At 67.2% G+C, this 12,258-nt stretch carries 13 protein-coding genes; 4 read left to right on the forward strand and 9 right to left on the reverse strand.

Annotated elements, in window-relative coordinates; genetic code table 11:
• Nucleotides 1-20: 20 nt before the first annotated feature.
• Nucleotides 21-848, reverse strand: coding sequence for a cyanophycinase (locus tag OG589_RS36075; protein WP_405142777.1), 828 nt, complete (start codon nt 846-848; stop codon nt 21-23).
• Nucleotides 849-1,102: 254 nt separating this feature from the next.
• Between OG589_RS36075 and OG589_RS36080 the strand changes: the two genes are divergently transcribed.
• The gene (locus OG589_RS36080) at nt 1,103-1,327 is read left to right on the forward strand and encodes a tyrosine-type recombinase/integrase (protein WP_405142779.1); all 225 of its coding nucleotides are present in this window, start codon (nt 1,103-1,105) and stop codon (nt 1,325-1,327) included.
• 100 nt (nt 1,328-1,427) lie between these two features.
• Nucleotides 1,428-1,781 (forward strand): VOC family protein, encoded by a 354-nt coding sequence (locus OG589_RS36085; RefSeq protein ID WP_405142781.1) that lies wholly within the window; start codon nt 1,428-1,430, stop codon nt 1,779-1,781.
• A 685-nt stretch (nt 1,782-2,466) separates the two neighbouring features.
• Here the strand turns inward: OG589_RS36085 and OG589_RS36090 are convergent.
• Complete coding sequence (locus OG589_RS36090; protein ID WP_405142783.1) at nt 2,467-3,453, reverse strand: NAD(P)-dependent alcohol dehydrogenase; 987 nt, start codon at nt 3,451-3,453, stop codon at nt 2,467-2,469.
• Between the two features lie 169 nt (nt 3,454-3,622).
• Between OG589_RS36090 and OG589_RS36095 the strand changes: the two genes are divergently transcribed.
• Nucleotides 3,623-4,294, forward strand: a complete 672-nt coding sequence (locus OG589_RS36095; protein WP_405142784.1) for a DUF2306 domain-containing protein — start codon at nt 3,623-3,625, stop codon at nt 4,292-4,294.
• On the opposite strand, the gene OG589_RS36100 is transcribed toward OG589_RS36095, so the two are convergent.
• The 6 genes from OG589_RS36100 to OG589_RS36125 form a co-directional block, all read right to left on the reverse strand.
• On the reverse strand, nt 4,291-4,947 hold the full coding sequence (locus tag OG589_RS36100) for a response regulator (protein ID WP_405142785.1): 657 nt from the start codon (nt 4,945-4,947) through the stop codon (nt 4,291-4,293). The two genes, OG589_RS36095 and OG589_RS36100, sit on opposite strands and share 4 nt — an antisense overlap.
• The gene (locus OG589_RS36105) at nt 4,944-5,996 is read right to left on the reverse strand and encodes a sensor histidine kinase (RefSeq protein ID WP_405142786.1); all 1,053 of its coding nucleotides are present in this window, start codon (nt 5,994-5,996) and stop codon (nt 4,944-4,946) included. Before OG589_RS36105 ends, OG589_RS36100 begins: the two co-directional genes overlap by 4 nt.
• Before the next feature lie 599 nt (nt 5,997-6,595).
• Nucleotides 6,596-7,468, reverse strand: a complete 873-nt coding sequence (locus tag OG589_RS36110; protein ID WP_405142788.1) for a bile acid:sodium symporter family protein — start codon at nt 7,466-7,468, stop codon at nt 6,596-6,598.
• A 46-nt stretch (nt 7,469-7,514) separates the two neighbouring features.
• On the reverse strand, nt 7,515-8,849 hold the full coding sequence (locus OG589_RS36115; RefSeq protein ID WP_405142789.1) for a Dyp-type peroxidase: 1,335 nt from the start codon (nt 8,847-8,849) through the stop codon (nt 7,515-7,517).
• A 22-nt stretch (nt 8,850-8,871) separates the two neighbouring features.
• Nucleotides 8,872-9,888, reverse strand: a complete 1,017-nt coding sequence (locus OG589_RS36120; RefSeq protein ID WP_405142790.1) for a hypothetical protein — start codon at nt 9,886-9,888, stop codon at nt 8,872-8,874.
• A gap of 28 nt (nt 9,889-9,916) precedes the next feature.
• Complete coding sequence (locus OG589_RS36125; RefSeq protein WP_405142791.1) at nt 9,917-10,450, reverse strand: hypothetical protein; 534 nt, start codon at nt 10,448-10,450, stop codon at nt 9,917-9,919.
• A 454-nt stretch (nt 10,451-10,904) separates the two neighbouring features.
• Here OG589_RS36125 and OG589_RS36130 point away from each other — a divergent pair, with 454 nt between their 5' ends.
• On the forward strand, nt 10,905-11,723 hold the full coding sequence (locus tag OG589_RS36130; protein WP_405142792.1) for a S1 family peptidase: 819 nt from the start codon (nt 10,905-10,907) through the stop codon (nt 11,721-11,723).
• Between the two features lie 137 nt (nt 11,724-11,860).
• Here the strand turns inward: OG589_RS36130 and OG589_RS36135 are convergent, their stop codons facing one another.
• Complete coding sequence (locus tag OG589_RS36135) at nt 11,861-12,229, reverse strand: hypothetical protein (protein WP_405142793.1); 369 nt, start codon at nt 12,227-12,229, stop codon at nt 11,861-11,863.
• Nucleotides 12,230-12,258 lie beyond the last annotated feature (29 nt).

A 12,258-nucleotide genomic window follows, 5' to 3' on the forward strand; every position in this document is an offset into this window, starting at 1 on the left:
GATGGGAGGGCTGGCGGTGATCAGTACCGGTCGTGCGCGGGCCCGATGGCGGCCTCGCGGGTCGCGATGTCGAAGACGCACCCGGCGGGCAGCAGGTGCAGCCGGACGCCGAACAGGGTGATCGGGTCTTCGTCCCCGGCGGCGTGGATGACCGTGGCGTTCCGCCCGTCAGCCACCGTGGCCACGCCGGTGCCGAGCACCTCGAAGCGGGTGCCGTCGACCAGGATCCCGGTGTTCTCGCCGATGCCGACGCCCAGGTGCTCCAGGTCGAGCGCCATGGCGCTGAGCAGCCGGGGGAGCCGGTCGCGCTCGCTGAAGTGCATGTCGATGATGAGTGCCTTCGGGAGCAGGCCGAGCCCGGGGCCGGTGCGGACCGTGGCGGCGGACACGCCGGGGCCCTCGCCGCCAAGGATCATCGTGCGGCCCATGGCGGTGGCGCCGGCGCTGGTCCCGGCGATGACCACGCCGCCTGCGCGCAGCCGGTCGCGCAGGATCTCGTTGGCCCGCGAGCCGACCAGGGCGCGCAGCCGCGACTGGTCGCCGCCGGAGAAGAACACGCCCGAGGCGTCGTCGAGGAGCTTGGCCGCGTCGTCGCCGTCGGCGTCGGAGCGGCCGCGCAGCCGCAGTTCCCTGGTGTGGTCCACGCCGAGATTGCGGAACACCCGCTCGTAGTCGGCGTGCACCTCCTCGGGCACCCCGGTTGCCGTAGTGACCAGCACGATCCGGGCCGCCTCGCCGCCAGACAGCTCCACGAACCGCTCGAGCAGGCCGGAACCGCGGCACTCGGCGCCCCCGATGATAAGCAGGCGGCCGGGATCACCGGGTTTATCACCTTCGTCCGCGTTCATGCTCCCTCCTCGACCAGGTGTTACCCTTCGTGGTCGGATATCAACCGAGAACAACTAGTTCGGCCCGTATGTGCCGGTTTGGGAGCGCGGGTGCTCGCGTTACTCGGAGCGCAGGCGTGCCTGGAGCTGCTGGCCGATCTGATCGCGGTCATGGGCGCCCGGATGCTGGCCTGCCGCCGGCATGGGGTGCGTGACATCTGGCAGCTCCCCGACGGCGCCCTGCCGATCCCGGTCGTGCGGGATGTGCCGGCAACGTGCGCCGCGACTTCCGGAAGGTGCTCAAGGTCGCCGGGCCGGCAGAGCAGGAGTGGACGCCCCGGGAGATGCGGCACAGCTTCGTGTCTCTGCTATCAGACTCTGGTGTCCCGATCGAGGACATCTCTCGCCTGGTAGACCACGCGAACACGGTGGTCACGGAAACGGTCTATCGCCCTGTCTTGCAGGAAGGCGCCATGGCTTGGACGGCATCTTCGGGGTGACGGAGAGACTTACGAGTTCCCCCGCGATTGAGATGGGGGTGTGAAGCGGGCGATGGTGTAGTGCCAGCCCGCCCGATCGCCGTCCTGGAAAGATAGCGACATGGAACGTGTGCTTGGAATCGGTGGATACTTCATGCGGGCCGCCGACCCGGTGGCCCTGGGCGCGTGGTATCGCGATTGCCTAGGCCTGGACGCCGATGAGAACGGTCTGTGGCGTCAGGAAGCCGGGCTGACGGTGTTCGCGACGTTTGAGTCCGAGACCGACTACTTCGGGTCCCGCGCCCAGCAGGCTATGATCAACTTCCGGGTCCGCGACCTGGATGCGATGCTCGCACAACTGTGCGCCAAGGGAGCGGACGTGGCTGCAGAGACGCAGGACATGGAGGGTGTCGGTCGATTCGGCTGGGTCACCGATCCCGAGGGCAATCGGATCGAGCTGTGGCAGCCCGCCTGACCGTGTCTTCACGCAGGCGGTGACGTGCCAGCAGATTGTCGAGGTGTGAACCTTGGCCAGGCCCGCGCGGCCATATCCCATTCCGTGCCCCGACCCCGTTCACGGGGGAGGTCATTAGTCACTCACGCCCCGTTTCCATGATCGGAGACGGGGTGTTCTGGCTGGTGGAGCCTAGGAGATTCGAACTCCTGACATCCTGCTTGCAAAGACGGATGCCGATCTTGATCGACCTGCAGAAACGCAGCTCAGCGCCCTGGCTGCGTTCCCCGCGATTCCCGGCCGTTCCCCCTTGTTTCCCGCCCATCGGGCACGCGACGGGCACGGCGGTACCCTCATTAAGGGGAGTGGGTTTGATCTTGTTGCTGGAGTGGGGGCTCTGACCTGCGGCTGGGCGCAGCTTCGATCATGTTTCCTCGACTGCGTCCCGCAGGGCCTGCACCTGGAGAAGCTCCAGGCAGCGGCTGACTCACGGATCAGGACTATCCGGATCAGCTCGCGGCCGGCATCAACGACACCATGGGCGGCAACACCATCGCCTGCGACAACAAGGTCACCGGCGGACGCCTCACCAAGAAGGGGAGCTGCACCTGACACCCTGTGTCGCCTTGGCCGGGCCCTCGTCGGCTCCGTACCGGCTGTAGGCCGTGGCGCGTCACGTGTGGGACGCCTCCGGTGAGGGCGCCGCTCAGACGGAGATGACGACCTTGCCGGGGGCGTGGCCCTCCTCCAGGTAGCCGATTGCCCTGGGGATTTCTTCGAAGGGGTAGTGACGGTCGATGATCGGGATCACTCGTTTGTCGTTCAGGAATGCGCTCAACGTCTGCAGGTTCTGTTTGGGGCTGGGGCACTTGAGGGCGTCTGCCACCGATATCCGCTGGCCGACGAAGCGGGCTACCGCCAGGGCGGAGAGGACATGGCCCATGGGTTGTATCCAGCGACCGGGCGGGCCGCCGACCACCACGTAGGCCCCCTTGGGGCGCAGGGTGCGGCGGGAGACGGAGACCGGTCGGCTTCCGGCGATGTCCAGGAACAGGTCGAAGCGCTGGGTCTCGCGGGTGAAGTCCTGGGTGGTGTAGTCGATGACCTTGGTCGCGCCAAGGGAGTGGACCAGGTCCACGTTCCGGGCGCTGCAGACGCCGGTGACCTCGGTGCCGAGGGCGCGGGCGAGTTGCACGGCGAACGTGCCGACCCCACCGGACGCGCCGTTGATGAGAACACGCTGGCCGGGCAGGATATGACCCTCGTCGCGCAGGGCGAGTAGGGCGGTGTTGGCGGCCATGGGAACCGCGGCGGCCTCCTCGTACGAGAGGTTCTCCGGCTTCGGGGCGAGGTCGGATTCGCGGACGCAGACATATTCGGCGAAGCCGCCACCGCTGATGACGGCGAAGACGTCGTCGCCGGGGCGGAATTCCGTGACGTTTCTGCCGACGGATTCGACCTGGCCGGAGATGTCGGCGCCCAGGATGGTGACCTTGGGGGTGCGGAGCGCGAGGCCGCCGGGCATCAGGCGGGCCAGGTACGGCTCGCCGCGCATGTTATGCCAGTCGTACGGATTGACGGAGCTGGCACGTACCCGGACCAGGACCTCGTCGTCGCGAGGAACGGGGACCGGGATTTCGGTAAGCGTCAGGACATCGGGTGGCCCGTACGAGCGTGAGACGAACGCCTTCATCGCCATCTCCTTATGCGAGTCAATGCGGTGCGGAGGCAGCCAAAGGCTAAGAAACGCGGCCAGACCACCGAATCAGCCGAAAGTACGCCTGATCGCTGGACGATCGGCTGACCTGAATCGGGCCGTTCGTGTGATGAGCAGACATGGGGGAAGAAGCCACGATCCCCTCATGACCGAAAGCAGTGTGAGGGCCACCAAGCCCCAGAAGGTACAGCCCGGCGGACGGGACGCCAAAGTCCCCGGATGGATGGGGCCCACCGGCCTGATCATTCTCAGCGTGATTCCGGTGGTCGCCGGTGCGCTGCGTTTAGGGGAATTGGCAGGTGGTGCGGCGGTCACCCCAGCTAACGCGCGATTCTTCGCGACACCGCTACCCGTAGTGTTACATATCATCGGAGCGTCGCTCTACGGCATTGTGGGCGCCTTCCAGTTCGCGAAGAGGTTCCGTCGTCGGAGGCCGGGCTGGCACCGCATGGCAGGACGGATTCTCGTTGCATGCGGACTTGTCGCCGCACTCTCCGGCCTGTGGATGACCGTGTTCTATCCTCGCCCGGATGGCGACGGCGATCTCCTCGAGGTGTTCCGGCTCGTGTTCGGCACGGCGATGGCGGCCTCCCTCGTGCTCGGCTTCACCGCCATCCGGCGGAGAGATTTCCGCCGGCACCACGCCTGGATGATCCGCGCCTACGCGATCGGCATGGCCGCAGGCACCCAGGCGTTCACCCAGCTCCCCTGGATGCTCCTCGTCGGCCCCCTCGGCGAGATCCCCAGAGCCCTGCTCGTGGCCGCCGGATGGATCATCAACCTCGCCGTGGCCGAGTGGATCATCCGCAGACCCTAGTTCCTGACCCGATGGGTCTCGTACGCCCACATGGCGATTTCCACCCGGTTCCGGGCGCCAAGCTTGGCCATCAGGCTGGCGATGTGGGTCTTGACGGTGCTGAGTGAGATGTGAAGTTCGTCAGCGATCTCACTGTTGGTACGCCCCCGGGCCACCGTGACGAGAATCTGCTCCTCACGCTCGGTGAGCGCCTCGATGGGACGGGCCGGCGGCGCGGCGGGCCCGGCGTGCGCGAAGGCGGTGAGCAGGCGGGCGGTGACGCTCGGAGCGATGAGTGCGTCACCGGCCGCCGCGGCGTGAACGGCCTGGGAGAGCAGCTCGGCGCCGGCGTTCTTCAGCAGGAACCCCCGGGCTCCCGCGCGCAGCGCCGCGTAGACGTACTCGTCGAGGTCGAAGGTGGTGATGACCACGACGGCGAGTGGGTCGTCGACGGTGGGCCCGGCGAGCATCCGGGTGGCCTCGATGCCGTTGAGCACGGGCATCCGGATGTCGAAAAGGCACACATCCGGCCGAAGCCGCCGGGCGAGTTCGACCGCTCGCCGCCCGTCGGCGGCCTCGCCGACCACCTCGATCCCCAGCTGCGCGTTGAGGATCATCACCAGTCCGGTACGGACGATCTCCTGGTCATCGGCGACCAGCACCCGGATGCTCACCTGGCCACTCCGGTACGCGGCAGCACAGCGGTGACACTCCATCCCCGGTCGGGATTGGGGCCCGCCACACAGGTCCCCCCGAGGAGATCAGCCCGTTCGATCATGCCGGTGATCCCGTAACCGGGTGTCCCTGCGGGGCGAACGGGATCGCCGTCATCGCTCACGTACAGACGGACCGATGTGTCGTCGGCGCTGACCCGAACCAGGACGCGGGTGGCGTGCCGCGCGTGGCGCCGGGCGTTGGTGACCGACTCCTGGGCGAGGCGGTAGATCGCGGCCTCGACGGAAGGGGAGAGGCCGACGGTGTCGCCCTCGATCTCCACCTGGACGGACGGGCCGGATTGTCCCGGGCTTTCGAGCTGGGAGAGATCGGCGATGCTCCGCCCAGGCGCCAGGTCCGCGGGCGCGTTCCGGCGGAGGACGTGAACCATGGCGCGCATCTCGGCGAGCGCCTGGGCCGCCTCGGCCTCGATCACCTGCAACGCCTCGGTGGCGGCGTCCGGCCGCGACGCCGCCGTCGCCAACCCTGCCTGCGCCCGGATCGCCATCGCCGAGACGTGATGGGCGACGGTGTCATGCAGATCTCGGGCCAGTTGCTCACGTTCGAGCAGTTTGACCTGGTCAAGTTCCCGCGTTCGCGCCCTCGTCCGGTACCGGAACGCCGCTCCCACGGCGATCACCGAGAACACGACGGCGAAGGCGGCGGCGGTGTCGGCGGGACCGGGATAGTCCACAACCACGGAGAACGTGGCTTTGACGAGAATGATCGCCAACCCGATAATCGCCTCTCGCCCGGACCCCCACCGGAACAGCGCATAGGGCAGGAGAAGCAGATAAATCATGGTGTTGGACTCGGGCGAGGCGCCACCCGCCAGCACCTGGGCCACACCCGACACGCCGAACGCGATCATGACCATCAGCAATGGCTGGGTGCGGCGCCACAACAAGGTGGGCACCAGCCCGACCGCGAGGCTCACCGAAATGACCCGTGAGGGCATGTCCGGCCGCACCACTCCTTCAAGCAGCGCGACCGGCAGCAACACCCCCACGAGCACCCAGTCTCGCCACACCCGCCGCGGTGCGTTGGGGGAACGGGGCTCGTACCACACGGAGCGAATAAGGCCGTACACGAAGTCATGGTACGAGAGCCCCCACCATCCACAATCAGCCCAAAGTACGAGACATTTCGCTCACCGGACTGGTAGTCGTCGCGGACGACGTCTCAAATGTGGATTAACCGGTTCGTTGGCGGAGGAGGGTGACGAAGCCCAGGATGCCGCGGTAGCCGTTCAGCCTGTACTGCTCAAAAGTCGTCGCAGGGGGCTTGACCTGCGGATCGACCTGAGACGGTGGCTCAGGCAAGATCGGTTCTCGGTGGAGCCTAGGAGATTCGAACTCCTGACATCCTGCTTGCAAACGGGAGCCGGTCACGACGTAGAGGGCTCCTCGCCCTGGGCACGTGGCAGATGCGATCTGGTGGCGTGTGATCGTGTATGGCGACGTTGCTGTATACAGCAGCAGTCCTCGGCGACGGCGACCCGCTCACAGCGATCGCCCGACCCCGTACGAAGAGCACTGGAGTCGGCGGTCGTTACGGCGCTACGAGTCACCGGGTCGGGGCCTCGCCACCCAGGCAACCCCGTGTCCTTCATTCAGGCGGTGCTCCTACACGTCGGCGGCTAAGCAGCGCGGCGATGGGTAGGGCCGCTGCCAGGCCGCTGAGCAGTACTGCGGCAAGTGCTCCCAGGATGGCCGGCTGGTTGCCGAAAGCGATACCGACGGCGGCCAGCGCGGGCCCCGCGTTGCGCACCGATGCGACGCCTCCCATGGTGGTGCGGCGCACCCGCGATCCACTGGCCAGCACCGTGCCGAGGGCGAATGCGGCAATGGCGAAGACGAATCCCGCTAGCAGGGAGAGTGAGCCGACCAGCGCGACGATATGACGCCAGTTGCCCAGGAGCATGCCCGCCAGCACGATCAGGAACGTCACGTTCGACACCTTGATGGCGGCGGGATGCCACGTTTGCGCTGTCGGCGGCGTGAAGTGGCGCAGCATCAGCCCGACGGCGAACGGTACGAGCTGTAGGACGGCAACCGTCAGCACCAGCGCGGCGACGTCGAGGGAGACTCCGGCGCCGGCCTTAGCCGCCGTAAGGAGGACGTTGGCCGTCGGGCCGAAGGTGATGCTGCCGATGGCGGCAAGCAGTACCTGCATCGCCGCTCCCGCGACCACGTCGCCGTTTTGCACCATGCCGAGTTTCGCCCCGAACGGTCCGCCGGGCGACGACGCGACCAGGAGCAGCGCTATGAATGACGCCGCGGGCAGGCTGAACAGCGCAGCGATGCCCCAGCCCAGCAGCGGGATGATTAACAGGTTGGCCAGCAGCGCCAGCAGGAGCAGCGGGAGATCGGCGAAGATGGCGCGCAATGCCGATAGCGTGGCTCCGAGTCCGGCGCCGAACATGGTGGTCGCGATGAAGATCACGGTGACCGCGTTGAACAGCAGATGCAGCGTGTCCATGTAACCTCCCCCGGTCGTCGTGCCAAGGCGGCAGCGTGGCCGTACTTCAGCCCTGGAGATCGCCGAGCCAGCGCAGGGCGCTCAGTCCGGGCATGAAGCAGTATTCGCCGCCGCGCGTGACAACGAACTGGGGCAGGGCGTGCAGGCGCCGCCGTACGGGCCGCCGGGGAATCGTGAAGTCGCGGGCGCCGTGGTCGGAGCCGATGATGGGATCGGTCTCGTTGCCCGCGCCGAAGAAGATGCCGCTGTTCATCCATTCGGACTGGACGAACTCGAACTGCCGCCCCGGGTGCGCTCCGATGAACGCGAACATCAGTCCGCGGTCGGCTCCGTCGTCTTCCAGGACGCCCTCGGGCAGCGCCGGGCCGTACGCGGTGCCGCGTCTGATCATGCGGTGCAGCCTCGGCGCGCCGGCCACCGACGCGTCGCGGGGATTGCCTCGGCGGATGTGGCAGCCGCCCGGAGTGGTGAAGCCGGCCGGATCGTCCTGCTGGTACAGGAAGGTGTTGTTGCCGCTTCGGTCGGCGCCGAGGCCGGGGGCGTCGTGCAGCGGGCTGAGCGCCAGGGGTGCGCCGCTGCGCCAGCGTCCCATGATCTTGGCTGCGAGCAGTTCTTCGTCTTCGGGGCTGGTGGAGTTGTCCTTCAGGTAGCGCCGGAACAGGGCGACACGTTGGTGGAGCTTGCGGAAGGCCATGTAGGTGCCGTTGCGCCCCAGCACCTGGGGCTGTGGTGTCTGGATCCCGCCGAGCTCGTCGCGGTAGCCGAGCACGAATTCGCCGGCCTTGAGGGGCGCCTCTAGCTGGTTCGTGCCGGGAATGCCGCTGCCCTCGACGGCGGGGTTGCTGATGCCGTCGCGGTAACCGAAGGGTTCTGTCTCGGTGGGTAGCGCGTGGCAGTTCTGCCGCCAGATCGCCGTCACGCCGGGAAGGGTGTCGAAGGCCGGGCTGGCGCGGTCGATGGCAGCCTCCAGTTGTGTGCTGTCGGGGGCGAGCGCCACGAGCACAACGTGAACATCGGGCGTGCCGAGCGGTGGTTCCCAGTTCTCGGGGCTGCTTTCGTAGATGTCGCCCAGCGCATTGGCCCGTGCTGCCATCCCCTGCCGGAACTCCCAGGCGAAGGTGTCGAGGGAATCCTGTGGCACGCCGAGTGCTCTGAGGCCGTAATAGGTGACCGCGACGCTCACCCAGGTCTCGCCCAGAGGGCTCGCCGAGTCGGCGGCCGAGGTCACCACTGCGCTCACGCGGCGCATCAGTTCCTTCCCGTGCGCCCGGTCGTCGATGCGGAACAGGATGTACGTCGCCGCGTACGGCGTCGGACGGGGGCTGAGCACACCGCGCTGGATGTCGTGGAGTTCGAGCGCGACCTGCGTTTGCTCGCTCATGAAACCTCGCCTTCCTGTGGCGCTACTTCGCCGAGGCGAGGTTTCCCCAGAAGGCGCGCAGGCTCTCGTCGGCGCCGAACAACGTGCTGAAGATCGTGCTGTCGGCCATGATCACATCACCGGCCCGCTCGCCGCTGGGCGGCATCCACAGGAACATGTTGAATTCGGTGTTGCCCGCCTCGGTGAACGGGTGCGGTCTTGATGTGTCGATGGGCTGCCGGCCAAGCACTTGGACGATGTCCGGGTCGTCGGTGGTGACGGCGTAGTGCGGGAGGTGCTTGTGAAAGTTGAAGCTGGTCACTCCTTCCAGCCAGCCTTTGGTGTCAAGATCCCTGGCGATGGACAGTGGGGCGATCTTGTTCGGGTGCTTCACCGCAGGCCGTAGCCCATAGCGGTTTTCCACGGGCACTCCAAGACCTGCCATCAACGATCTGGTGTACCTGCCGAAGCGTTGCTGGCGGGGCACCAGGGGGTCACCGTGATGGCAGTACTCCATGTCGCGCACGGCCAGGTCGTCCGATGCCCCGACGTCGTGATGCGGCCCCAAGGCCAGGCAAGCCCCCTCCCGGGTGAGGAACTCCCGCAGCGCCTCGATCTCCTCCGGTGCGGCCTCCTGCCCGGTGATCATGTGATCCAGCCCCCACACGAACAGGGTGTCGGTGTCGGCCAGCACCCGCTCGTCCAGCGGGGTAGAGAAGCCGGCCTGATCGACGCGTTGATAGACGGGCACGGCGTGTCCGGTGGCCTCCTCGACGAACTGCTGGAACGGCAGCCAGCCCCGGAAGAACAGCTCCAGCCCGCCCGCGATGCCCTGCTGGAACCGCAGCGGATCCGACCACTTCGGGTCCTCGTAGGCCGGCCACGCCGCGCGGCGCACCTCGGTCATCGTGGAGAACCGGTTGTCGAGCTCCGCCGGGTTCCTGCCCGCCTCGGCCGGATAGCTCCACGCGACATAGATGCTCAACCGCCGCCGACCAGGGGTGTACTGGCGCGGCACATGCTGCTGGTTGTACGTTCGCGCGGTCCTGAACTCGTTCATCTTGCCTCCCTGATAACGCGGGCGGATGTCACTGCAGTTGGTCGAGCATCTCCGACAGAGCGCTCTTGATTCGCAGAGCCTTCTTGATCTCGTCGGCAGTGACGTACGGATACTCCCCGTACTCGATGAAGCTCGGGCAGTGATGCGCACGAACGAACCGGACGAACGCCTCGGGGTTGGTCTTCCAGTCCTCGGGAAACCCCTCAAGGTTCTCGAAAGCCGTACTCACCCCTGACCTGCTGAAGAGGTCGATGGCGTCTTCGGTGTACTTGTCGAAGTCGGTGTCGAAGATCCCCTGGTACATGAACCGCGTGTCGTCGTCGAACAGCACCCAGCGCAGATAGTGCAGCTTGAGCGGCGCAAGCAGATACGGGTCTGCTTCCAGCGCCTTGGCCAGCGTGTAGCCGTGGTTACGGATCGCCTCGGCACGGCCGGGCTTGACCTTCGCGATGATTGTGAACCCGTAGCACGCCGGGGTCTTGGGGAAGATGGGGCCGTATTTCCCCTGTTCCAGATTGTCGGTCTCCTTGGGAATGACGACCGCCTGGGGTGTGATCTCCATGTCTGTCCCTCCCTCACATGGCCAGGGGGAACGCACCATCGCTACCTACCTGCAATGAAATCACGCCAGCCCTGGCCCCTCGGTGGGCTGGGGCTGACGAAGGAAGTCCCAGCCCGTCGATCGCCCTCTACCCCGTCCGGCCATCAGCCACAGCGCGATCGCGACGTCCATGCGTATGAGACGCCGGCCCGGCCCATAGACCAGCCACGACCACGAGAACCTGGTCGGAACGATGCGAGTCGAGAAGGTCGTCAAGCTTCGGCGTTCTGGGCAGTCATCAAAGCTTCGTAGAGGTGCCACCCATCGACTCGAGTAGCCAGGGCGCCGCTGGGCGCATCTGCCCTGGTCGGGTGTAGTTATCCCTACCGCGTGTTGGCCTGCTGGCATGATCACCTCGGCGAAGCCGGACATATAGCTTCATAACGTCACAAACAACCGATGAAGGGCTTCACCCGTGTCTGGCACCACCTCCTTCCGCCGTATCGTCTCCCGCTTCGCCGTCGTCGCACTGGCCGGCGCGGCCTGCCTCGCGGTCACCGCCGGGAGCGCCGGAGCGATCATCAACGGCTCCAAGCCCACCGAGTCCTACCCCTTCATGGCGACCATCCCGACCACGGCCCCGCTCATGGGCCTGACGGACGGCAACTGCGGCGCGGCCCTGATCAACCCGCAGTGGGTCGTGACCGCCGCGCACTGCCTCGACATGGAGATCGGCTCGATTCCAAAGGGCACGGTCCGCATCGGCAGCGACCACCGCAAGTCCGGCGGAACCGTCCGCAAGATCGCGCAGGCGTTCCTGCACCCGGACTACGCCCAGAATTCCCCGAACAAGAACGACATCGCGCTGGTCCGCCTGGACCGCCCGGTCAGCGTCAAGCCCATCAAGATCGCCGACCAGGCGGGCAAGCCCGGCACGCCCACCCGGATCCTCGGCTTCGGCATCACCAAGTTCAGCACCAACCCGGCCGACTGGAAGATGGCCAAGAAGCTGCGCCAGCTCGACACCCGCCGCGGAGCGGTCTCCGAGTGCGGCCCCGGCTACGCCGACGACACCCGCCTTTGCACGGTCAGCCAGAAGCCCAAGGCCATGGCCTGCAACGGCGACTCCGGCGGCCCCCAGATCCAGCGCGGCCGCGGCGGCCGCTGGGAACTCATCGGCGTCACCTCCGGCCCCGGCGCCAAGAGCCCCTCCTGCGAACAGGGCCCCGGCCTCTACACCAACGTGCCCGCCTACAGCGACTGGATCAACAAGACCATCCGCGCGAACAGCTGAGCCGCAGCACAGCAGGCCCGGTGACGGACCGGGCCTGCCTGCGAGGACGCAGGTCCCGGCTTGGAGGGCGGCGATCGATGGCGCCGGCCTGCCCCGGCTCGCCCGCGACTGGCCGCAGACGTCCACACGCGCGCCCACTACCGGGCGTGGAGGGTGGCCTTCCGGTGGAGCTCGGCGGTCAAGTCCTCGCGGCGCCGGTGAATGACGGAACGGCCTAGCGATGGAAGCGAGGTCTCGGGGAGGGGGATACTGGCATTCTTAAGCAGTTCCCGGGCCCGGGCATGCGGATCGGGCTTGCCTGGATCAGGGGCGGCGGTGAGGATGCCCCAGTAGTTCCGCCACAGCGTGCCCAGCACCGGCACCGGCCCCCGCCCCGGGGAACGCAGCAGTCCGAGCCGCCCTGCGGCAACCTCCCTTCCGAGATCCGGATCCGCGGTGAGCAGGTAGTGCTGAGCCTCGTTGAGCCAGACCACGGTGTACGGGCCAACCGCCTGCAGGCTGGCCAAGGCCGCCTCAGGGGCCACCTCTACCGGCG

The organism is Sphaerisporangium sp. NBC_01403, assembly GCF_045040145.1.
Taxonomy (GTDB): Bacteria; Actinomycetota; Actinomycetes; order Streptosporangiales; family Streptosporangiaceae; genus Sphaerisporangium; species Sphaerisporangium viridialbum.

Excerpts from the sequence above, each read along its gene's own strand:
- OG589_RS36110 (WP_405142788.1), bottom strand. The coding sequence starts at position 7,468 with ATGGACACGCTGCATCTGCTGTTCAACGCGGTCACCGTGATCTTCATC.
- OG589_RS36090 (WP_405142783.1), bottom strand. The coding sequence starts at position 3,453 with ATGAAGGCGTTCGTCTCACGCTCGTACGGGCCACCCGATGTCCTGACG.
- OG589_RS36120 (WP_405142790.1), bottom strand. The coding sequence starts at position 9,888 with ATGAACGAGTTCAGGACCGCGCGAACGTACAACCAGCAGCATGTGCCG.
- OG589_RS36095 (WP_405142784.1), top strand. The coding sequence starts at position 3,623 with ATGACCGAAAGCAGTGTGAGGGCCACCAAGCCCCAGAAGGTACAGCCC.
- OG589_RS36115 (WP_405142789.1), bottom strand. The coding sequence starts at position 8,849 with ATGAGCGAGCAAACGCAGGTCGCGCTCGAACTCCACGACATCCAGCGC.
- OG589_RS36085 (WP_405142781.1), top strand. The coding sequence starts at position 1,428 with ATGGAACGTGTGCTTGGAATCGGTGGATACTTCATGCGGGCCGCCGAC.
- OG589_RS36125 (WP_405142791.1), bottom strand. The coding sequence starts at position 10,450 with ATGGAGATCACACCCCAGGCGGTCGTCATTCCCAAGGAGACCGACAAT.
- OG589_RS36075 (WP_405142777.1), bottom strand. The coding sequence starts at position 848 with ATGAACGCGGACGAAGGTGATAAACCCGGTGATCCCGGCCGCCTGCTT.